This window comes from Mesorhizobium sp. WSM4816 (assembly GCF_055811535.1).
Genome location: NZ_JBVVQR010000002.1, coordinates 283,672 through 304,422, shown reverse-complemented (window position 1 = coordinate 304,422; position 20,751 = coordinate 283,672). Strand labels below are relative to the sequence as shown.

Below are 20,751 nucleotides of genomic sequence, written 5' to 3'. Positions count from 1 at the left end.
GCAGCCGAATCCCTGCGGCGACGGGTCTTGGATCGGCCGCGCCCGGGCCCTTGCCGGGGCGCTCAGCTCCAGCCGCCGCCGTAGGTGCGGTAAAAGATATGCAGGCCGATCCTGGTCATTTTTTTCATCGTCCGCGCCCAACCCGGGTTGACGTAGTTGGCGTAGTAATGGGTCGACGATCCGACTTCCGGGATGAAGATCTTGCCGGCAGTGACCGCCATGGCGATGTCCTGCGCGGTCTTGTAATGGGCCGGACTCTGGATGCGCTTCTTCCTGCCGTCGCAGGCGAAGGAAAACTGGCAACGATTGAACCATTTGTCGTTCTGATAGACGACGCCGCAGATCGAGTTCGGATAGGCCGGATTGCGAACGCGATTGAGGATGACCTGGGCGACGGCGGCCTGGCCGCGCACCGATTCCCCGCGCGCCTCGAAATAGATGCCGTTGGCGAGGCAAGTCTGTTCCGCTTTGGAGAAGACGCTCGCCGGCAGCGGAGTTTGCATCCACGAATGATCGCCCTTGGCCACCGGCGGAATGAAGCGGCCATCGTTCGGCTTCTCGTCCTGAAGCAAGGCCTCGAAGGGCGAAGCCTGGGCATAGTCAGGCGCGGCCGCTGCGTAGGCGGTCGCCAGGACGTCGGGTCGGTCGTTGTTGACCAGTGCGGCCAGCATGGCCGGCACGCCGGGATCCGGCTTCTTGTCGACGCGCCTATGAAACGCGGCGGCAATCTGGATCTCCTTGCCTTTGATCTCGGGCCTGGCGAAAGCCATTTTCAGGCCGCTGTCCATGCTCGGGCGAAGCAGTGAGGAGGAGCGCTCAAACACCGAGCCGGCATTAAAATTCTTCGGCGGCGCGACCGGCGAGACGATGATGATGCGGCCCTTCTTGTCGGCGCGCATGATGCGGTCCTCGTCGGGCGTCGTGCCGGCCACGCTGCCCTTGCCGCGAAACGATACGGCGCCGATCCCGGGCAAGCGGACGCCGGAACCCGAGATCGAGCCGGTGGCATCCGAATCGAGGAAAGGCATTTCGGCGGCATGGACCGAGCCGGCTACGGACTTCTCGACATAGGCGTTCCAGCGGGCGCTCGGCCCCTTGAGGCCGGAGACCAGGCTCGTCATGTCCTGATAGGCTATGACATTGGGAAAGCCGACCCAGATGCCAAGTCCAATGACCAGAGGAGACAGAAAGGAACGTCTTTTCTCACCGGCGAAAGCGACAAGCCGCTTCAAAACACGTCGATGCACGGAACTCTCCAGAAACGCAACGGACCCCACTGGAGTGGCACGATGATGCATTAACCTTGATGGGGCGTTAACGGAACTCGACAGCGGCAATCATTTCAAAGGCGTTGTTGGAGAACGGCTGCAACGGTCGCAATAACTGCTCCGCAGAGCGCTGTTGAGAGATGCAGGAGCCTCCTCCATGCCATCAACATGCTTAACGGCTATGCCACGTACATGCTTAACGGCCCGCCATCGGCGAGCGGTCTCTTGCTTCAATGAGGTTTTTCCGTGGCGTGCTGGTCCGGTCAGGTCAGGGGGTAATTCCCCGAGGGCCCCGGCGCAGCTGGATCTGGCGGGCACCGCAGCATTTCTTGAACTTCAACCCTGAACCGCAAGGACATTGATCATTGCCGCTGCGTTGCAGCCGGCCGACCAGGGGCAGCATCGCTGCGGAAGGCAGGAGCGTCGCCGCAAGGGCCACCAACTTGGCCGAGATTCCCGGCACGACCAAGCGACGACCCGATTTGAACCCTCGCCACGCCCGTTCGGCCACATACTGCGCATCCACCTTGGGCAAGACGTTGAAGAGCACCGTCTGATTGGCGCCTGACCTTGCGAGAAACTCCGTCGACACCGGGCCAGGCGCCACGCATGTGACCGTCACACCGGTTCGGCGCACCTCCTGGTGAAGCGCCTCTGAGAAGAAGCGCACGAAACCTTTGCTGGCGAAGTACAGAGCCATATAAGGCCCGGGGAGGAACCCGGCCACGGAACTGAGATTGAGCACCCCGCCCCGTCGGCGCGCCACCATTGCGGGCAGAAAATGGAGGGTCAGTTCTGTGAGGGAATGTATGTTGAGATCGATGATGCCGAGTTGACCATCAACAGGCAGCGCCGTCGTCGCGCCGCGCAAGCCATAGCCGGCGCTGTTGACCAGGACATCGCAGACCAGGCCATGTGCGGACAGAAAGCCCTCCAGGCGCGTTGGCGCGTCGCCTGCCACGAGATCCAATTCGAGCGTGAATGCCTCGCCACCCGCCTCCCGAACCTCAGACGCCGCGGCGGCCAAGCCCTCGGGCGAGCGGGCAACCAGCACGATCGCGCCGCGCTCCCGTGCAGCGACGCCTGCAATTGCCCGGCCAATTCCACCCGAGCCGCCAATCACGACGACGGCCGGCCGCAATTCATGGTGCGAAATCACGTCGCGTTCCTTCGTATTGCGGGAGCGACAACATCCTGACCGAGCAGCACCACTTCATTGGCGACAGTGCCGTTCAGGATCTTTTCGAACCGCTCCAGTGCTCGTGCGACGTTCGCTCCATCCATGACCCGGTGATCGTAGTGGATGCGGACATTCACCGATCCGTCGTTGCCGATCGGACCGTAGTTCAGAAGCGTGGTCAATGGTGTCAGCGGGTTGAGTGATTCCGCGCCGAGACCAGAATAGACGGACAGTTGGAAGGTACCGAAGTAATTTGCCCTTTGCCGGGCGATGTTCAACCCCAGCCACATAAGCAGCCACCTGACCGGCGCGGGCGCAGCTGCCATGCGCAAGGCACGCCGGAACTCCGGGACCTCGAGGACCGGCCGTGACCGAGCCGCGTGGATGGCCGCCTCAAGTTGCGTGATGGAGTAGCGCTCCGGGCACTTGATGCAGCTCAGCAGAACGGCCGGCTCGCCTTCATATTCGCGCTCGTGGGCAATCGAGGCTACGCTTGCCGGATACTCGTAAAGCTGCGGCCAGGGCAACTTGACATAGGCGCGCCGCAGTTCCGGCATCTCGATGGCGAGAAGCGCATATCCTTTCAGGAAGATCGCGGTCCACGAGGGCCGGGTCTGCTGCGCCATTCTGGCCCTTACGAGTGGGCCAAGGTTCATCTGACGCTGCACCGCGACCCGTGGCACGCCGATCGAAAACCTCATCAGATCGCCAACAAGGCGCCGGGGCGCCGAAAGCTTGAGGGCTCGGCCTCGCATCAAACGACCTCTAATAAAGATAAGGGATTATTCGCTTGGTCCTTTCCATATAGGCACGGTATTGCAAGCCTAAAGTCTCCAGCATCATACGCTCTTCCTTATCCACTCTCAGCAGGAAAAGCACGGCGAAACCAATCAAGCCGGATATGCCCGCAACCCAGTTCGGCAACAGAAAGAGCTGGCCGAGCCCCATAAGCAGGAACGAGGTGTACATCGGGTGACGGACCAGGGCGTATGGCCCGGCGCTAACCAGTTCGTGCCGTTCGCGAATCTCGAGCGTGATCGACCAGTTACGGCCAAGTACCTTGTGAGACATGCGAAAAATCCACAGCGCGGAGCAGAAGATGATGGTTCCGAGCGCCACCGACCACACGCTGGACGGATGGTCAGCCGCTGCGGGGATGCCGGTGGCGACATAGAAGCCAGGCAGGATCGCCAGGCCAAGGAGAGCCGAGGCAAGCCCGACGGTGTCGGAACTCGAGCGGCCGCCAGCTACAATCCGCACGCGCCTTGCCCGGCGCTCGAACGGATACCGGATCACATACCAGGCAACGAGGCCGATCACCCATATGATCTCGCCAAGTGAAGCTACAGAAATGGTCACTTCAGGTCACCGGAGCCTTTTCTCGATCTGGGACCACGATAGACCGTCGCAACGATGCCAGCGTCCGAAATGTCGACCGATAGACATTCAGAGCGCGCTCCTTTCGGAGTTGACCGGGCGAATGAGGCGAAAGCGGTTTGCCAATCGCATTTCAACCGCCGTTCATCTCCCGAAGGTTGGTTATGAATTGTTGCGGCCGGAGCCAGGTACCGGGGGTCTTATACCCCATCGATTTGGCGATGTCCGCTACGAATGCGTTGCAGTTGTAGAGCGAGGCGTGCCAAAGCGGAGAACTGGCCTGCAGCTTTCGTATGCTCGCGACGACTTTCCTGTATTCGGCTTCGGAAAGTAAAACGCGCCAGCTTGCCGACCGGTAGGCATCTTCGAGGTCGCCGTCCGTCCACCCGGTCGTGGCTGGCACAGGCGCCAAATGGCCGAGAACATAGACATTGGGATCATCGGACTTCGGAGCGAGCCCCGCAACTTCGGGGTTGACCATGCGTCCCGCCTGGTTCAGTCGTCCAAAAATCACGTAGGAATGGCCGTAGGTAAGGGCGTACCGGGAGCGGAACTCGATGAAATGCCGTTGGGCCGCGCGCGCCGGCATCGCCGCGGTACTCAGTGCCCGATTATTGGACACAAAAGTCGGCTGGGGTTTGTTGTCTTGCGACTGGCATGACGCCGCGACTAGCGCGAGCAGGGCCACAATTGCTGAACGGCCACTTACAAGCGTCATCTCATCCAGAACTCCGAGGACCGCAGACCTGCTGCCAGCCTATGCCCGTTAACCGCAGGTAGGCTGCGAATCCGGTGGCCCCTGCATATCGATAGGGAAGGGCCTGGCGGCCCTTCCCAAAATCTTCGAAAGCCGATGCTTACTTAATCACTGGCTCTTCTACGGCAACGGGTTCCGGCGGAGGAGCCTTCCCCTTTCCTTTACCGATCCCGTTCGCGCAGCCGCTCAGGCTGGTAACGGCGAGGGTAGCAACCATTACAATCAACATTCTGCTCATCAAGCAATCCTTTCCCCAGGGGCGGAACAGCCTATAGAATCGCCACAAATAAAAAATTACATGCAGCCCAACCAAGTTAGCTGCGATCTACACCAAAGCCTAGTGCAGAAATGACACAGTCGGCATTCGGTTGCAGCCGAAATCCTTGCGGTGACGTGCCGGCAGGTCTCACCATGCAACGGAGATCAGGCCTGCCCACCATCAAACCACCACCACCGTCGTGCCCAAAGGAGTCCGTTCGTAGAGGTCGATGATGTCGTCATTTGTCAAACGGATGCACCCGTTCGATACCGCTGTGCCTATCGTCCACGGCTCGTTTGTACCATGTATCCGGAAGTAGGTGTCGCGCCCGTTGCGATAGAGATAAAGGGCACGCGCACCAAGCGGGTTGTTTGGTCCGCCAGGGACCCCCCCGGCATACTTCACCAGGCGCGGCTTGCGCCTCATCATGCTGGTGGTGGGTGTCCACGACGGCCAGTCCGCCTTGCGGGCGATGGTCGCTGTACCCTTGAACGAAAGTCCCTGCTCGCCGACGCCGACGCCGTAGCGCGTCGCCCACCCGTCGGTCTCGACGGCATAGAGAAAACGTTGCGAAGTATCGACGACGATCGTTCCAGGCGGCTCGTTTCCGTCGTACCGCACCTGCCTCCGTCGGAAACGAGGATTGATGCCATCCCCTGGTCCGAACGCGGATGAAATCGGCTCCGTCACCTGTCGCAACGTCGACGTACATCCGGAGAGCATTAGAGCCAGAGTACCCAGCACGAGCCCCCGGCGCGCAATGTGGTGTTCTTCCATTTCTACCTGCTAGGAAACTGGTCGATCTACCGCCCCGCTCGTCTCTACCATTCCACGGCCTGCGGGCCAAGTCTCGCTGTGTGGCGGCAAAATGAATTCACAGGATTGACAAGCGAATTGGAGCGAAACTTCTTGCGATAACCGGCCGCCTCTGTTCGGTTATGGTCACAATGGGCATAGGACAGAGACGATGAAGCCTGATTTCCATGGTAAAGTCGCGATTGTGACCGGTGCGGGCTCCGGAATAGGAGCGGCTGTTTCACGGCAACTCGTGCAAGAAGGAGCCGAGGTTGTTGTCGCCGACCTTGATGCCGAGGCCGCGCGCTGCACAGCCGCCGAAATAGGCGCGCAAGGAGGCAGTGCCTACGACTTTGCGGTCGATGTCACGGATGCGGCAGCCGTCGAAAAGCTGATCGAGTTCACTGTCCAGAAATGCGGCGGACTGGATATGGCGGTAAACAATGCCGGCATCGACGGCGTTCGAAAAGCGACGGCAGACTATCCGCTCGACAACTGGCACAGGCTGATGAACGTCAATCTGAATGGCGTCTTCTACAGCATGAAGTACGAAATCGCGGCCATGCTGGATCGAGGCGGAGGCGCCATCGTGAACATGTCCTCGATTCTCGGTTCCGTCGGCTTGCCGACTGCGTCCGCATACACGGCAGCGAAACACGGGGTCGTTGGACTCACCAAAGTTGCGGCGATTGAATATGCGAGGATGGGCATCCGGATCAATGCCGTCGGCCCCGGCTGGATCGAAACGCCGCTTCTATCGGAGCAAGCGGAGGCATTAGCCAATACCAGGCGCATGGCAGCCCTTCAACCGATGGGCAGGCGCGGCAAACCGGAAGAGGTAGCGGCTCTTGTGTGCTTCCTGCTGTCCGATCAGGCCAGCTTTATCACTGGCAGCTACCATCTGGTCGACGGAGCTTACACCGCCCATTAGCGCGTCGTGGCTGACGCTGGCGCCCAAAAGACGCGGCGCTCAGCGGCGTTTCTTCGCCTTGCCGGCGAACGGATTTTCCGAGGTGCGCAAGGCGATGCGGATCGGCACGCCTGGCATGTCGAAGGCTTCGCGCAGGCTGTTGGAGAGATAGCGAACATAGGATTGCGGCATCGCGTCCGGCCGTGAGCAGGACACGACGAAGCCCGGCGGGCGCGTCTTGGCCTGGGTGACATATTTGATCTTCAGCCGGCGACCGGCGACGGCGGGCGGTGGATGATGCGCCAGGATGCCTTCCAGCCAGCGGTTGAGCTTGCCGGTCGAGACGCGGCTGTTCCACACTCTGTGCGTCTTGATGACGGCATCCATCAGCTTGTCGAGGCCGCGCCCGGTCTCGGCCGAGACCGGCACCGCCTGGATGCCGCGCGCCTGCGGCAACAGCCGCTCGGTCTTCTCGCGCAGTTCCGCCAGGAGTTCCTGGGGATGGTCGATCATATCCCATTTGTTGAAGGCGATCACCGGCGCACGGCCCTCGCGGATGATCAGGTCGGCGATCTGCAGATCCTGCTTCTCGAAGGGAATGGTGGCGTCGAGCACGATGATGACGATCTCGGCAAAGCGGATGGCGCGCAGGCCGTCCTGCACCGACATGACTTCCAGCTTTTCGTGGATCCGGGCCTTGCGGCGCATGCCGGCGGTGTCGAACAGTTTGAGACGACGGCCATGCCAGTCCCAGTCGACGGAGATGGAATCGCGGGTGATGCCGGCTTCTGGCCCAGTCAGGAGCCGCTCCTCGCCGATCAGGGCATTGATCAGCGTCGACTTGCCGGCGTTCGGACGGCCGACGACGGCGATGCGCATCGGTTTGGTATCGTCATAGCTCGGCTCGGCGTCCGGATCGGTGATGTCCTCGCCGATCAGCACCTCGCTGGCGGCGGCCTCCTCGTCGGCATCTTCTTCTTCGCCGAAGGCGCGCGCCTCGCCCAGTGCTGATATCACCGCATCGCGCAAATCGGGCAGGCCCTGGCCGTGTTCGGCCGAGACCGGGATCGGCTCGCCAAGGCCGAGTTCCCAAGCCTCCAGCATGCCGCCCTGGGCGCCGCGCGCTTCGGCCTTGTTGGCGACCACGACAACCGGCTTGCCGGACTTGCGCACGATCTCGGCGAAAGTCTTGTCGTCAGGCATCAGCCCGGACTTGGCGTCGATGGTGAAAAAGATCAGGTCGGCTTCGCGGATGGCGATCTCGGTCTGGGCGCGCATGCGGCCCGGCAGCGTCGAAGCAGCAGCATCCTCGAAGCCGGCGGTGTCGATAACGTCGAATTGCAGATCGTAGAGCTTGGCGGCATGGACGCGACGGTCGCGGGTGACGCCCGGCGTGTCGTCGACAAGCGCCAGCTTCCTTCCCACCAGACGATTGAAAAGGGTCGATTTGCCGACGTTAGGCCGGCCGATGATGGCGACTTTGAACGTCATCCGTCACGACACATTGCCCGACCCACGGATCAACTCGGACATCAACGTCGCCCGCTCGCGCGCGTTGCGCGGGGCGCTGTCATCCGAGGCGATCTGGTCGAACAGTTTCAGTGCGTCCGTTGCCTTACCTTCCTTCCAGGCGGCAAGGCCGAGCGCCTCGCGCGCGGTATGGCGCAGCGGATTGGTGTCGGCGGTGAGCGTCTCGACGCGGCTCGACACATCGGCGAACGAACCGTGGTCGACGAGCAGCAGCGCTGCCCTGAGGCGCGCCATATCGCGAAGGCCTGATGGAATGTCCGTGTCGGCGGCGACTTCGTCGAAGTCCTTGACGGCGGCGGCGACGTCGCCCTTATCCGCCTTGACGGTTGCCGCCCGCATGCGGGCGAGCAGCGGATAAGCGCCGTAGCCATCTTTTTCCAGCGCATCGAGGGCCGCCAGCGCTTCGTCGCTCTTGCCCTCATTGGCAAGCTTCAGCGCCTGCGAGAAGGCATCGCCCGAGCGATTGGCGCGGGTCTCGTCCCAATAGCGATAGCCGACGAAGGCGGCGGTGCCGACCACCACCAGTATCGCGAGCGCAAGCAAGGCAGGACCAAAACGGTCCCACAGCGCATGCGCCTGATCGCGACGCATCTCTTCGTTGACTTCGCGGATAAAACTGTCGTCCGACATCTCAAAACCATCCTGCCCGCCTCAGGGCGGTTTAGAGCGACGTGCGTCCATGGAAAGTACGCTCTAACACTTTGAATTTGCGCATCGTGTTTCCTGAAAAAAAATCAATTCTGCACTTCAGGCCGATGTGGTAGCCCGCGTTTTAGCGAAATTTTGCCGGCATGGAAGGGGTTCGACCGGAAAATCGGCTAATCGCCGGACGACGATGTAAAGGATGACTGCAAAGGGCGACCGCACCCACGCCACATTTCGCCGATAGCCGGTGCGCGAACCCTCCTCAAAATCCAGATCAGACACTGATGCCTCGTTTGTCCCGCGCTGCTGCGTTTTCGATCGCGTCGCTTGCCGCAGCGGGCGCTGCTGTCGCCGACCCGCCAGCGCCGGCAAAGCCGAAGCAGGCCGTCCTCATCTCGTTCGACAGCGCCCGCGATATTTTGCAATGGAAGCGCAGCCGGGCGCTGGCCCAGCGCACCGGCGCCCATTTCACCTACTTCGTGTCCTGCGTCTTCCTGCTCTCGCCGGAGACCCGCAAGCAATACACGGCGCCCGGCAAGGCATCAGGCAAATCCAATATCGGCTTCGCCGCCTCGAAACAGGAAATCGCTGACCGGCTCGAGCAGATAAACCTTGCCGCCTCGGAAGGCCATGACATCGGCAGCCACGCTTGCGGCCATTTCGACGGCAAGGACTGGAACAAGGCCGACTGGCTGAGCGAGTTCGGTTCGTTCAAGCGCATTCTCGAAAATGCCTATTCGATCAACGCTATTGCCTCCGAACCCGCAGGCTGGCGCGAAATTGCACGTAAGGCGGTTGGCTTTCGCGCACCCTATCTGTCGGCAAACAAGGCGCTCTACGAGGCGCTGCCAAAGGCGGGCTATTGGTTCGACGCGAGCGGTGTGTCGCGCGGCCCTGCCCGGCCACCGACCAGCGACGGCATCACGCGCTTCTCACTGCCGAAGATTCCGGAAGGTCCTGACACAAGGCCGGTGATCGCGATGGACTACAATCTCTATGTCAGGCATTCCGGCGGCTTCGAGCGGCCGAGCCAGGCGGACGAATTCGCCAACCGGACCTATGACGCCTTTCGCGCCGCCTTCGACGCGCAATATCAGGGCAAACGCATTCCGCTGGAACTCGGCTTCCATTTCACACTGATGAATGACGGCGCCTACTGGAAGGCGCTCGAGCGCTTTTCCGGCGAGGTCTGCACCAGGCCCGATGTCGAGTGCATCAGCTATCACGACTATGTTTCGCGCCAACGCCGGCAAAAGTGGGCGTCGGTGGGCGGCTGAACCGAAAGCGCTCGCCGCCCCGTCACTCTCAACTTACCGGCTGATCCTCAGGCCGCAAGCCGGCTCGCTCTCGCTCCAGATAGGCCTGGTCGATTTCCGGCAGCGGCGCCCCTTCAAGTGTCGCCTCGAAGGCGCGCAGGCGCTTGTAGATGGATATCAGCTCGACGATGGTCGGCCAGGAATTCACGAGATATTGGAACGAAGTGGCGACTTGTGAAAAGGCGGTAACAATCTGCTGGAAAACGCCAAATGTTATCTTGCCGATTGCCAAGGTCGGAACAAGAATAAGCGTAGCGAATACGTTGTCGACTTGAAGGTAGAGATAGCGGACCATGTCGAAATAGACATAGTGCGCGTAGAGGGTGAAATAGTTCTTGCGAACATTTCTGAAAAGCTCGGCCAGAGTTGGTGGCTGCGCTCGCGCCGTATCGTCCTCACCGAGGACAAGTTCCTTGCGCAGCGCGGCTTCAACCCGCTGATTGCGAAATTCCAACCCGGGCAGCCTGACGCCGACGACTGCCAACAAGCCGGTGCCAAACAGCGACCAGGCGATCGCCGCAATGACCAGCGGATAAGGGATTGCGCCGACGATTGGGAGCGTTGAGACATGGAGAGAAAGGGAGGCCAGCAAGGGCAGGAACGCAATCAGGGTCATGATGGAGTCGATGAAGTTCACGCCGAGGCCCTGCATTGTGCCGGAGAAGCGCATCGTGTCGTCCTGAACGCGCTGCGACGCCCCTTCGATATGGCGCAGCCTCGGCCAGTAAGCGGTAAAATAATCGTTCATCGCGGTGCGCCAGCGAAACACATAGTGCCTGACGAAAAAGACGTTCAGAACGGCGATGCTCATATAGACCAGGGCCAAGGACAGAAACTGCCATACTCCGTAGTAAAGCTCGGCAGGGGAAACGGAGCCCGGCGTGGTCAGCGCCTTCTGCACCATATCGTAAAACATGCCGCGCCAGTCATTGAGCGCCACGCTGATCTGGACGATGAAATTGGTGACGAAAATAATCAAACCAGAGCCAAGGATCGACCAGTTCTGCCAGCGATGCGGGGAATACAGCGCCCAGAAAAGGTAGAATACGCCCATACCGGCGAAGAAATATCCGTAAAACCAGAGGAATGCCGGCGTCAGGAATCTTATCGGGCTGATGACTGGTGCTGCCTGCGGGTCGACCGGCGGCATGCCGAGCATCGTGCCAAGGTGCTCGCCGCCGAAAAACCACAGGAGGACGAGCAGAAGGCTCCAGGCGACGGCCGAAGTGAAAAACAACTTCGGCTGCGGGAAGAAGGATACAAACACTGTTAGGAAATCCTCGGTCGATGCGCAAATCAGCGGCGTTGCTGTTCAGCGGGCATAAGGTCACACATCGATCGGAATGAAAATGGCCGGTGCGTGATGCCCGGCACCGAGCAAGACCACAATCATGGCGATTTTGGCGCAGCCGACCAGATGACCGCGCCAGAGACCAGCAGCACCGCGGCGGCCACGATCGATGCGAGGAAGAAGTCGCCGGAGGCTTGCGCAAGCAAGCCGGCGACGATCGGACCGATGATCTGGCCGAGGCCGAAGGACGCCGTCATCGATGCCAGGATCCGGCGTGGCGCCTGCGGGGCAAGCTGCCTTCCGGTCTGAAGGCCGAGCGCGGTGATGGCGATGAAGGTGCCGCCAAGCAGAAACCCGCCGAGCAGCGGCCCAATGTGTCCGCCCATGGTGACGCTCGCGCTGACGCCGACCACCTCGACGAGGCACCCCCAGGCATAAGCCCGGTAGAGCCCGATCTTTGCCGCGATCTTCTGCCAAAGCCAGACCGAGGGAATCCCGGCAAGGCCGGTGACCATCCACACCACGGCCTCGAAGACGCGGCCGCCGCCGCCCTGCCGGACGATGGCGACCAGGAACGTCGCCGTCACGATATAGCCGAAGCCGAACAGCCCGTAGGCGACAATGACCTTCACCAGTGACCGGTCCTTTGGTAGCGCCGGTTCGCGGCCATCGGCGCCGTTGGCGGTCGCAGTGCTGCCGAGCAGCAAGGCCACGACGGCAATGGCGCAGGCCGAGATCGCGGCGGACCAGAACCAGCCCGCCGGCCAGCCGGCCTGTTGGGTGACGAGTATTGCCATCAGCGCCGAGGACGCTGCTATGCCAAGGCCGACGCCGCCGAAATGCAGCGCCTGCAGGTCGTTTCGGCCGACCGCGGCGAGATGGCCGAAAACGATGCTGGACATGAACACCAGGACGAAGGCGCTGGCCACACCGGCAAGAAAGCGGATGACGAGAAAGGCCGCCATCGTGTCGGCCAGGCCCATCAGCCCGATGAGGACTGCGGTGGCGGCAAGACCGGCAAGCATCAGCAGGCGCTCGCGACCGTGCGCCCAGCCGCCGACGGCTGCGAGCGCGCCAACGAGATAGCCGAGATAGTTGGCGGACGCGATCCAGCCGGCATCGGCCGGCGTCAGGCCAAGTTCCTCCATCATGCCGGGCAGGATCGGCGTATAGACGAAGCGGCCGATGCCCATGGCAACGGCCAGGGCAATCATGCCGGCGAAGGCGAGGCGCAAAGGGGACGGCGAAGCGGCTTTCATTGCGGTGCACAATAGGTGCACGAGCGGGTGAAACAATCCGCTTCTTGTTGGGCCAGAACGGGTTGCAAGGACCGTGTCCGAGCGCCGCGGCGGCACAGAACAAACGTCGGCGATCCTTCGCGCCCCCCTCTGCCCTGCCGGGCATCTCCCCCACGAGGGGGGAGATCGGCAGCATCGGCGCCGGCTCTCCTTCTTCAACTTCTGGAGATTTGGCGAAAGCGGAGATGACGGCCAATCTCCCCCCTTGTGGGGGAGATGTCCGGCAGGACAGAGGGGGGCGCTGTCCCGCGAACGTTTCGGCAGCGACCGTCCGCAGTCTCGTAGGCCGTGTGCCGGGCTGTCATCCGGAACGGCAGGTCGCCGAGTTCGCGCTCCGACATGGTGTCGAGCACAGGATGCGACAGCGGATCGGTGGCCCATCGGGTGGCCTCGCTTTCATGCGACCGGCTTTGCCGCGCGCCGGCAGCGGAAAAGACCCCGAGTAGTGACAAAATCTTCATCGTATTTTTCCTCCACAGGTCTGCTTGTTCCTTAAAATTTGCCGTTCCTCCCCGCATTTCAATTGAGATTTCAACCGTGCCGGTTTAGAAAAACTGTATGGCCATGCTCAACCGCGTCCACCTCAACGGCCTGCGCGCCGTGGAAACCGTCGCCCGCCTGGGATCGCTTTCGGCTGCGGCGAGCGAACTCAACGTGTCCGCCAGCGCCGTCAGCCAGCAGGTCAAGCGGACGGAAGCGCAACTTGGCCAGGCGCTGTTCGAACGAACGGCAAGCGGTCTGGTACCGACCGAATTCGGCACCGTCTTCACCGCCCGGCTCGGGGCAGGTTTCCGCGAGCTCGCCCAAGCCGTGGCGCTCGCCGACGAGGCCTCCGAATGCACGCTGGTGGTCTCGGTGGCGCCGGCCTTTGCCTCGAAGTGGCTGCTGCCTCGACTGTCACGTCACTTCGCCCGGCATCCGAACGTGCTTTTGCGCATCGACGCCTCGGTGCGGATTGCCGATCTCGATCGCTCGGACATCGACATCGCCATCCGGCTCGGCGACGGCAAATGGCCGGGCGTGCGCGCGCAACTGCTGCTGGCGCAGGAAGTCTTCCCGGTCTGCGCCCCGGCGCTCGCCGACAAACTGAAATCGATCGAAGATCTTGCCTCGACCTGCGCGATCACCGACGAAAGAGCGATGATCAGCTGGGAAAGCTGGTTCGAGGCGGCCGGGGTGAAGCCGGTCAGCTTCCTCAAGGGCGCGCGCTTCACCGACCCGATGCTTTGCCTGGAATCGGCGATCGCCGGCCACGGCGTCATGCTCGGCTGGCAATTGCTGACGGCTGACGCTCTCGCCGACGGCCGGCTGGTCGCGCCGTTCGGCGTCCGCGCCGAGAGCGGGCTGGGCTACTGGCTGGTGACCTCGGCCAGCAAGAGCGAGAGCCGCAAGGTGCGCGATTTCAAGATCTGGATCCGCGAGGAGATCGAGGCGACGATGGCGCAGTTCGGCGCGCTCGCCGGCGCGGCCTGAGCAGGCCCCGGTCGATCACGGTGGAAAGACCGATGGCACCGGTCTATGTAAGAACCGGACTCCCACATCGCGACAGGCAGGATCATGACCACACATTCGCGCGACGTTTCCGCAACGATCGACCCGGTGAAGCTCGACAGGCTGGCAGAAGTCGCCATCAAGGTCGGGCTGCAATTGCAGCCGGGACAGGATCTGGTGCTGACATCGTCGATCGCAGCGCTGCCTTTGACGCGACGGATCGTCGAGCAAGCCTACAAGGCCGGCGCCGGCCTGGTGACGCCGATCTTCAACGACGACGAGATGACGCTGGCACGTTTTCGCCATGGCGCTGACGCCGGCTTCGACCACGCCGCCGGCTGGCTCTATGAGGGCATGGCGAAGGCCTTCGCCAACAACGCGGCGCGGCTTGCCGTGCGCGGCGAGGACCCGTCGCTGCTGTCGGCGCAGGATCCGGCGAAAGTGGCGCGCGCCAACAAGGCGAACTCGATCGCCTACCAGCCGGCACTGGAAAAGATCACCGGCTTCGACATCAACTGGAACATCGTCGCCTATCCCGACCTGGCCTGGGCCAGGCAGGTGTTTCCGGGCGATAGCGACGACGTCGCGGTGGCGAAGCTCGCCGACGCGATCTTTGCCGCCTCACGGGTCGATGTGGACGACCCGATCGGCAACTGGAAGGCGCACAATGCGGCGCTTCGCAGCCGCACCGAATGGCTGAACGGCCATAATTTCCATGCGCTGCATTTCACCGGACCCGGCACCGACCTGACCGTCGGTCTGGCCGACGGCCATGAATGGATGGGCGGCGCCTCGACCGCCAGGAACGGCATCACATGCAACCCGAACATCCCGACCGAGGAGGTTTTCACCACGCCGCATGCAAGGCGCGTCGAAGGCCATGTTACGAGCACCAAGCCGCTGTCGTACCAGGGCACGCTGATCGACGGTATTGCGGTGCGTTTCGAGCAGGGTCGCATCGTCGAGGCCAGGGCCAGCCGCGGCGAGGATGTGCTGAAAAAAGTTCTCGACACCGATGAAGGCGCACGCCGGCTCGGCGAGGTCGCCCTGGTGCCGCATTCCTCGCCTATCGCGGCGAGCGGCCTGCTGTTCTTCAACACGCTGTTCGACGAGAATGCCGCCTGCCATATCGCGCTCGGCCAGTGCTATTCGAAGTGCTTTGTCGACGGCGCCTCGCTCACCCAGGACGAGATCGCGGCGCGTGGCGGCAACAAGAGCTTCATCCATATCGACTGGATGATCGGTTCGGACAAGATCGACATCGACGGCGTCGGCAAGGACGGCGGCCGCGTGCCGGTCATGCGCAAGGGCGAGTGGGCGTAAGGGCGAGTGGGGGCGTAAGCAGCCGCCAGAAAGCCGTGATGGCCAGCAAGACGACATGGCCAGCAAGACGACATGGCGGCCAACCCCGGAGTTGGCAATGAAACTCGATATCAGGGTCAAGCGCATCTACGAGCCGGCCTCGCCTGGCGATGGGCAGCGGGTGCTCATAGACCGCCTATGGCCGCGCGGCGGCCGCAAGGAAGACGCCGCGCTGACGCTATGGCTGAAGACCGTCGCGCCAAGCGATGAATTGCGCAAATGGTTCGGCCACGAGCCGACGCGCTGGATGGAATTCCAGCAGCGCTATCGCGGCGAGCTCGACCGGAACAGCGAGGCGGTCGGCCAGTTGCGCGCCCTGCTCGACAACGGCCGGGTGACGCTGCTCTACGGCGCCCAGGACGAGTTGCACAACAACGCAGTGGCTTTGGCTGATTATCTCAGCCTAAGGGGCTGAGGCACCGCGCTCTGCCTATCTTTAGGGAGTGCGGGATGACTTATCATCTGGCTGCCAACAATCACTCTTACGTCGCAGAGGTCAGCACCGCGCGAAACCTATCTGGGTGTTCCCATCTATGATTCGATAGCGGCCGCAGTCAGTCAGCCAGGCGGGACAAAGGCATTCGTTGGCAAACTTAACGAAGGGCGAGACTATGACCGAAGGGGAAAGAAAGCCGTCTGCTGCCCAAACTGCCGGAAAGAATTGGGGTAAGCTGGTTGCGTGGGCTGTGGTGATCGGCCTCGGCCTGATGGTAGCTTGGGAGGTGTTCCGACGTGTTGCTCTCTTTCTCTTAATCATCACCGGCAACTTCGCTCCATAGCTGGGGCAGGTGTTTCATCATGCCCAGCCGGAGCACGAGCCACTTTCCGGCAAAACAATAGGCAACTCACAGGGGAATAAAGGCGGCGATGATATCAAGGGGGGACCGCGAATACCTTTTCATTGACGGTGGTTGCCTGCGAGCAAGCGTCAGGAAGATTTGTCTGGATTTATTTGGCGATGCGAGCGCCTACCAACCCCACGTCCCAGCGTTGGCAACTGGGTGGTACTCTAAAATATTCTATTACGATGCCGTTCCAGGCAAGGAGCATGAAGAAAACCAGGCCGCATATGAAGCCCGCGTACAGCCGGACCATGATCGGTTTGCGAAAATTCAGGCGCTCGATCGGGTCCACGTTGCCCTCGGGCAAATTGTGGGGGCTGATAGGCGACAAAAGGGCGTCGATGTTCGACTAGCGGTTGATATGATGACCCACGCTTTTCGGGGCAACATATCGAAAGCAACACTGATTGCAGGCGATTCCGATTTCGTTCCCCTTGTCAAATCCCTGGTCAGCGAGGGTTTGCATGTAACTCTCTGGCATCCACCGCAGGCGAACGCTGACTTGAAGGGTGCAGCGGATAGCACCCGGCTGTTCGATTTTAAGACTAATCACGGTTGTTTTACTGCTGATGGTCAGCAGTCAGCATTCCAACTCGGAAGTTCTGGGAGCGGTGGGCATCCTGGGAACGATGGCTTGATCAATTATGTGACTGTGGGTGGACATGAGTACGCGGGCCGTTGGAAGGGTGGCACTCTGAGAGTCTGGCGACGCGGTGATCCTGGAACCGGCTGGTCCTACGTTGATTTTTTCGCACCTGATGCCAGCTTGGCGAGAGCGCTAACCGCGTTCGATTTGATCTACCCTTGGGGTATTGCCGCCGCAGGTGAAGGGTGGATTGTAGCCGACTAGCATTGCATCCGCGCCACCGCCAAAACCCGCAACTGTAACACAACAGCAACGAAGCTCGTCGACATCCTTGACGACGGAAAGGCGCATGCGGCCATGTCGCGCTCAGTGATGGAGGGCTGTCCAAATGAGAAGCCCGAACCACAGAACAAAACCAATAGCGACGCCACGTTTTAGAATTGGAGTGAGTCCGTGTTTCTCGTATGCCCGCTGTGGATCGATGCGGAAGTCCTCTTGGAATTGGAGTTCAATTCTTTTTTGCGGGCTCAACTCAGTTGGCTCTCTTTTCGACATTTGGTTGCTCCCCCAGACCAGCTCAGCTCAGCCCAATAGAGCGCGCTCTGCCGCTGCCATCTGCCCGCCATCATCACTACCTGATCTGTATATGAATATGGTCGTCGTGGCGGGCGGCGCGGCATCCCTGAAACCGGATATGGCTGTCGGTGGTGCCCAGCGCATTCTTAATATGCGGTTCCAGGAAGATCTTATCCAGCCCGAACCTTTCGACGCCTTTCGTGGAAAGCCAATGGAGGGAAAAGGCCGTGCGCCGCTTTTCGATTTGATAGCCGGGAAAGAATGGCTGCAGCCACTCGAGACCCCATCGCGCAGTGATGAAGTCGTTCCTTCCTTCACAGGGCTGTTCGTCGCCCGCCGCCGGTTCCTCGAAGGCAAAATACCCGATCGGGGACCTCGCTACGCCATTCAGGAAGTTGCCTTGCGGGGTCTTATAGTAGAATGCGAGATCGAGTTTCTTGCCATCGGCATGGGAAAGATGCGGAAGCAGCGGAAAACCGTCCCAAAAGGGGAAGTTTCCATCCAGTGCGACTGTGGCAGTGCCAGGGAATTCGCGGTCCACATCTTCCGCAAGCGCCGTGACGAGATCATGCATCGGCGGCGCCACGTAGTTGCGGTTGAGCAAGCAATAGATCGGCGACTTCACGACAAGACGGACCTTCTCGTTTGGAAAGCAGGATAGAGGAACCCGCCCGAATATCGGTGCAACAAAACTCGCTGCAAATGCTGTAGCGGCGTAGAAAAGGATGAACATCCCAAATTTTGCCGCGAGGCGCCGCGTGCCCAAAGCGTGGGTTGCGAGCAAAGCCAGAAGATAGGCAAGGCCACCGATCTGGGTCACGATTGTCAGCGCGACAAAGATGAGAAACCGGCAAACGCGAGGTAATGAAAGCATTGATCTAAGTATCGAATTTCCAGTGTTGCGGGACGTTGGATTTGGACGATACCTCACTTGGCCGCCGACACAACGTCCGCTGTTGGGCAGACCTCTCTGCGACCTGGTCCTAGATGGACCAGTCGCCCAGTTGTCGTCCGAGTAGACGTCGAGCATCTCGACCGTTTCGCGCTTGGGGGTGCTCATCATGCCGCCACTTGCAGAGGCACGACGTTCGAAACGCCCGTGCAGTAATTGCCCCAAGCCCGCATGATCTTGATGCGCTCCCCAAACATTTCGGCGCGGTCATAGGACTGCTGGGTCTTGGTGCCGACGACGTGCGCAAGGCAAAGCTCGGCGGCATCGTTATCGAACTTGTGCTCCTTCGCCCATGGGCGGAACGAGGCGCGCATGCCCATGCTGGGTGGCGATGCCCTGCAGGGCCAGCAGACCGCCGCGCGAGCGGTTCTTGGTGATCATGTCGTTGAGCGCCGTCTCGCCGACCGCCTGACCCTTCTTCGTGCCAGCGAACACGTAGTCGTTGCCGAGGTCGCATCGACGCCGTCGGCGCTAATCTCAGGCGACACGCAGTTCCGTGGCCGCATCGAAGAGGTGCACCTTGCCCGGCAGCACCGAAAGATTGATCGCGGCGCCGGCGTTGCGGCGCTCGTCACGCGGCACCACGGCGACGGCGTCGTATCCGGCCACGCGCAAATGAATCTGGACATCGGCGCCGGTCGTTTCGGACAGCACGACCTCGCCCTTGATCTCACCCGTATCCGAAATGCCGAGATCGTGTGGCCGCACCCCCATGATGACCCTTTGGCCTGGCTTCGCCTTGATCTGCGGTGACAGGCCGATCGACACGCCTTCGGCGACGAAGCAAGGGCTGCCGCCTGCGGTCTCGACAGCGCCGGCGATGAAGTTCATCGACGGCGAGCCGATGAAATCAGCGACATATTTCGAGTTCGGGCGCTCGTAGACCTCGTCGGGCGTGCCGATCTGCATGATCCTGCCGGCGTGCATCAGCACGATCTTGTCGGCCATCGTCATCGCCTCGATCTGGTCATGGGTGACGTAGATCGTAGTCGTGCCGAGACGATTGTGGAGTTGACGGATTTCCACGCGCATATGCGTGCGCAGCTTGGCGTCGAGATTGGAGAGCGGCTCGTCGAAAAGGAAGACGGCGGCATTGCGCACCATGGCGCGGCCCATGGCGACGCGCTGGCGCTGGCCACCCGACAGTTCCTTGGGATAGCGCCCGAGGTAGGGCGTAAGGTTCAGGATTTCCGCCGCCCATTCGACCTTCTTCCTGATCTCCGCCTTTGGCACTTTCGCCACTTCGAGGCTGAAGCCGATATTGTCGAACACCTTCATTGTCGGGTAGAGCGCGTAGTTCTGGAACACCATCGCGATGTCGCGATCGCGCGGGTGAACGTCATTGACCCGCCTGTCGCCGATCAAAAGGTCACCGTTGGTCACACGCTCGAGCCCGGCCGTCATGCGCAGGAGCGTGGTCTTGCCGCAGCCCGACGGCCCAAGAAGCACGACGAATTCGCGGTCGGCAATGCCGAAGGAGATATCCTTCATCACCTCGACATGGCCGAAACTCTTGGCGATGTTCTTATATTCTACGGTGGCCATTCTCTGTCTCCAGACGCCCGGGTCAGGGTCGTCAGTATTTCTGCCTGGTCGGCGTGATGACGATTTCCTGCACGAGAGCGTTTTGTGGCAGCTGGTAGGTGTGCAGCATGAGGTCTGCGACGTGCTCCGGGCCGATGCCGCCGCCGATCTTGAGCTTGTTGGCCTTGTAGTTGGCGAGCGTCTGCGGATCGAGGACGCCGCTCAGAACCTCGGTTTCGATCACCCCGGGCGAAAGCACGACGACGCGGACGTCGTAGTCGGAAAGATAGTCGCGCAGCGATTCCGACACGGCGTGAACGAAGAATTTCGTCCCGCAGTAGACCGTATGATCCGGATAGATTTTTCGGCCGGCGATCGAACTCATCATGAACAGCGTTCCATGACGGCGCTCCATCATGCCCGACATCACGGCGTGGACCGAATTCAGCACGCCTTTGGTGTTGATGTCGATCATCTCGTCCCATTCCTCGGGCGGCTGGCGGCCTATGTCGGCGAGACGCGCTATGCCGGCATTGGCAAACAGCATGTCGACCGGTCCGTACTCGGCTTCCGCCTCCTTCACGGCGGCTGCGATCGCGGCGCGGTCGCGGACATCGACCTGCCGGGCCATGCTGTCGGGCAGGTTCAGTGCCTCCATGCGCTCCAGACGGCGGGCCATCATCAGAACAGGGTGGCCGGCGCGCGAAAACGCCTTGGCGACCGCCTCGCCGATACCAGAACTGGCTCCTGTCACTGCTACGAGCTGTTTTCCAGCCATGGCTTTCCTCAATC

General features: G+C 61.3%; 23 protein-coding genes. 7 read left to right on the top strand and 16 right to left on the bottom strand.

The window, feature by feature from the left end; genetic code table 11:
- Window positions 1-62 precede the first annotated feature (62 nt).
- From AC0L3H_RS03535 to AC0L3H_RS03505, 7 genes are all read right to left on the bottom strand, one after another.
- Window positions 63-1,247: a cell wall hydrolase gene (locus AC0L3H_RS03535; protein WP_473494401.1), complete on the bottom strand. Its 1,185-nt coding sequence runs from the start codon at window positions 1,245-1,247 to the stop codon at window positions 63-65.
- A 289-nt stretch (window positions 1,248-1,536) separates the two neighbouring features.
- Window positions 1,537-2,427 carry an SDR family NAD(P)-dependent oxidoreductase gene (locus AC0L3H_RS03530; RefSeq protein WP_473494402.1) on the bottom strand — a complete coding sequence of 297 codons (891 nt, stop codon included), beginning with the start codon at window positions 2,425-2,427 and terminating at the stop codon, window positions 1,537-1,539.
- Window positions 2,424-3,203, bottom strand: coding sequence for a hypothetical protein (locus AC0L3H_RS03525; protein ID WP_473494403.1), 780 nt, complete (start codon window positions 3,201-3,203; stop codon window positions 2,424-2,426). Before AC0L3H_RS03525 ends, AC0L3H_RS03530 begins: the two co-directional genes overlap by 4 nt.
- A 10-nt stretch (window positions 3,204-3,213) precedes the next feature.
- Complete coding sequence (locus AC0L3H_RS03520; protein ID WP_091596205.1) at window positions 3,214-3,801, bottom strand: protein-S-isoprenylcysteine O-methyltransferase; 588 nt, start codon at window positions 3,799-3,801, stop codon at window positions 3,214-3,216.
- A gap of 157 nt (window positions 3,802-3,958) precedes the next feature.
- Window positions 3,959-4,543, bottom strand: a complete 585-nt coding sequence (locus AC0L3H_RS03515) for a hypothetical protein (protein ID WP_091596064.1) — start codon at window positions 4,541-4,543, stop codon at window positions 3,959-3,961.
- Between the two features lie 139 nt (window positions 4,544-4,682).
- On the bottom strand, window positions 4,683-4,820 hold the full coding sequence (locus AC0L3H_RS03510; RefSeq protein ID WP_084646669.1) for an ABC transporter: 138 nt from the start codon (window positions 4,818-4,820) through the stop codon (window positions 4,683-4,685).
- Window positions 4,821-5,021: 201 nt separating this feature from the next.
- Window positions 5,022-5,618: a L,D-transpeptidase gene (locus tag AC0L3H_RS03505; protein WP_473584522.1), complete on the bottom strand. Its 597-nt coding sequence runs from the start codon at window positions 5,616-5,618 to the stop codon at window positions 5,022-5,024.
- Window positions 5,619-5,808: 190 nt separating this feature from the next.
- On the opposite strand from AC0L3H_RS03505, the gene AC0L3H_RS03500 reads away from it, so the two are divergent.
- Complete coding sequence (locus AC0L3H_RS03500) at window positions 5,809-6,567, top strand: SDR family NAD(P)-dependent oxidoreductase (RefSeq protein WP_473584521.1); 759 nt, start codon at window positions 5,809-5,811, stop codon at window positions 6,565-6,567.
- A 39-nt stretch (window positions 6,568-6,606) separates the two neighbouring features.
- On the opposite strand, the gene der is transcribed toward AC0L3H_RS03500, so the two are convergent.
- Together der and AC0L3H_RS03490 are read right to left on the bottom strand one after the other, a co-directional pair.
- Window positions 6,607-8,037, bottom strand: a complete 1,431-nt coding sequence (gene der / locus AC0L3H_RS03495) for a ribosome biogenesis GTPase Der (RefSeq protein WP_473584520.1) — start codon at window positions 8,035-8,037, stop codon at window positions 6,607-6,609.
- 3 nt (window positions 8,038-8,040) lie between these two features.
- The gene (locus tag AC0L3H_RS03490; RefSeq protein WP_027152289.1) at window positions 8,041-8,706 is read right to left on the bottom strand and encodes a tetratricopeptide repeat protein; all 666 of its coding nucleotides are present in this window, start codon (window positions 8,704-8,706) and stop codon (window positions 8,041-8,043) included.
- 299 nt (window positions 8,707-9,005) lie between these two features.
- On the opposite strand from AC0L3H_RS03490, the gene AC0L3H_RS03485 reads away from it, so the two are divergent.
- Entirely contained in the window at window positions 9,006-9,998 is a 993-nt protein-coding gene (locus AC0L3H_RS03485) for a polysaccharide deacetylase family protein (RefSeq protein WP_473584519.1), read from the top strand.
- A gap of 28 nt (window positions 9,999-10,026) precedes the next feature.
- Here the strand turns inward: AC0L3H_RS03485 and sbmA are convergent, their stop codons facing one another.
- Window positions 10,027-11,304 carry a peptide antibiotic transporter SbmA gene (sbmA, locus tag AC0L3H_RS03480; RefSeq protein ID WP_023799410.1) on the bottom strand — a complete coding sequence of 426 codons (1,278 nt, stop codon included), beginning with the start codon at window positions 11,302-11,304 and terminating at the stop codon, window positions 10,027-10,029.
- A 122-nt stretch (window positions 11,305-11,426) separates the two neighbouring features.
- Window positions 11,427-12,587 carry a YbfB/YjiJ family MFS transporter gene (locus tag AC0L3H_RS03475; protein ID WP_473584518.1) on the bottom strand — a complete coding sequence of 387 codons (1,161 nt, stop codon included), beginning with the start codon at window positions 12,585-12,587 and terminating at the stop codon, window positions 11,427-11,429.
- Between the two features lie 597 nt (window positions 12,588-13,184).
- Between AC0L3H_RS03475 and AC0L3H_RS03470 the strand changes: the two genes are divergently transcribed.
- From AC0L3H_RS03470 to AC0L3H_RS03450, 5 genes are all read left to right on the top strand, one after another.
- Window positions 13,185-14,099 carry a LysR substrate-binding domain-containing protein gene (locus tag AC0L3H_RS03470; protein ID WP_473584517.1) on the top strand — a complete coding sequence of 305 codons (915 nt, stop codon included), beginning with the start codon at window positions 13,185-13,187 and terminating at the stop codon, window positions 14,097-14,099.
- A gap of 84 nt (window positions 14,100-14,183) precedes the next feature.
- Window positions 14,184-15,440 (top strand): aminopeptidase, encoded by a 1,257-nt coding sequence (locus AC0L3H_RS03465; RefSeq protein WP_473584516.1) that lies wholly within the window; start codon window positions 14,184-14,186, stop codon window positions 15,438-15,440.
- 97 nt (window positions 15,441-15,537) lie between these two features.
- Window positions 15,538-15,894 carry a DUF488 domain-containing protein gene (locus AC0L3H_RS03460; RefSeq protein WP_473584515.1) on the top strand — a complete coding sequence of 119 codons (357 nt, stop codon included), beginning with the start codon at window positions 15,538-15,540 and terminating at the stop codon, window positions 15,892-15,894.
- Window positions 15,895-16,090: 196 nt separating this feature from the next.
- A complete protein-coding gene (locus AC0L3H_RS03455) occupies window positions 16,091-16,258 on the top strand; it encodes a hypothetical protein (RefSeq protein WP_473584514.1) in 168 nt (55 codons plus the stop codon).
- Between the two features lie 88 nt (window positions 16,259-16,346).
- Entirely contained in the window at window positions 16,347-17,171 is an 825-nt protein-coding gene (locus AC0L3H_RS03450; protein WP_473584513.1) for an NYN domain-containing protein, read from the top strand.
- Between the two features lie 367 nt (window positions 17,172-17,538).
- Here AC0L3H_RS03450 and AC0L3H_RS03445 read toward each other — a convergent pair whose 3' ends face one another.
- The 5 genes from AC0L3H_RS03445 to AC0L3H_RS03425 all read right to left on the bottom strand — a co-directional run bounded on the left by AC0L3H_RS03445 (window position 17,539) and on the right by AC0L3H_RS03425 (window position 20,737).
- Window positions 17,539-18,357: a hypothetical protein gene (locus AC0L3H_RS03445; protein ID WP_473584512.1), complete on the bottom strand. Its 819-nt coding sequence runs from the start codon at window positions 18,355-18,357 to the stop codon at window positions 17,539-17,541.
- 185 nt (window positions 18,358-18,542) lie between these two features.
- Window positions 18,543-18,749: a hypothetical protein gene (locus AC0L3H_RS03440; protein WP_473584511.1), complete on the bottom strand. Its 207-nt coding sequence runs from the start codon at window positions 18,747-18,749 to the stop codon at window positions 18,543-18,545.
- Complete coding sequence (locus tag AC0L3H_RS03435; RefSeq protein ID WP_473584510.1) at window positions 18,703-18,870, bottom strand: hypothetical protein; 168 nt, start codon at window positions 18,868-18,870, stop codon at window positions 18,703-18,705. The genes AC0L3H_RS03440 and AC0L3H_RS03435 overlap by 47 nt, the downstream gene beginning before the upstream one ends.
- Before the next feature lie 42 nt (window positions 18,871-18,912).
- Window positions 18,913-19,980 carry an ABC transporter ATP-binding protein gene (locus tag AC0L3H_RS03430; RefSeq protein WP_473584509.1) on the bottom strand — a complete coding sequence of 356 codons (1,068 nt, stop codon included), beginning with the start codon at window positions 19,978-19,980 and terminating at the stop codon, window positions 18,913-18,915.
- Between the two features lie 31 nt (window positions 19,981-20,011).
- Window positions 20,012-20,737, bottom strand: a complete 726-nt coding sequence (locus AC0L3H_RS03425; RefSeq protein WP_091596091.1) for an SDR family oxidoreductase — start codon at window positions 20,735-20,737, stop codon at window positions 20,012-20,014.
- Between the last annotated feature and the right edge of the window lie 14 nt (window positions 20,738-20,751).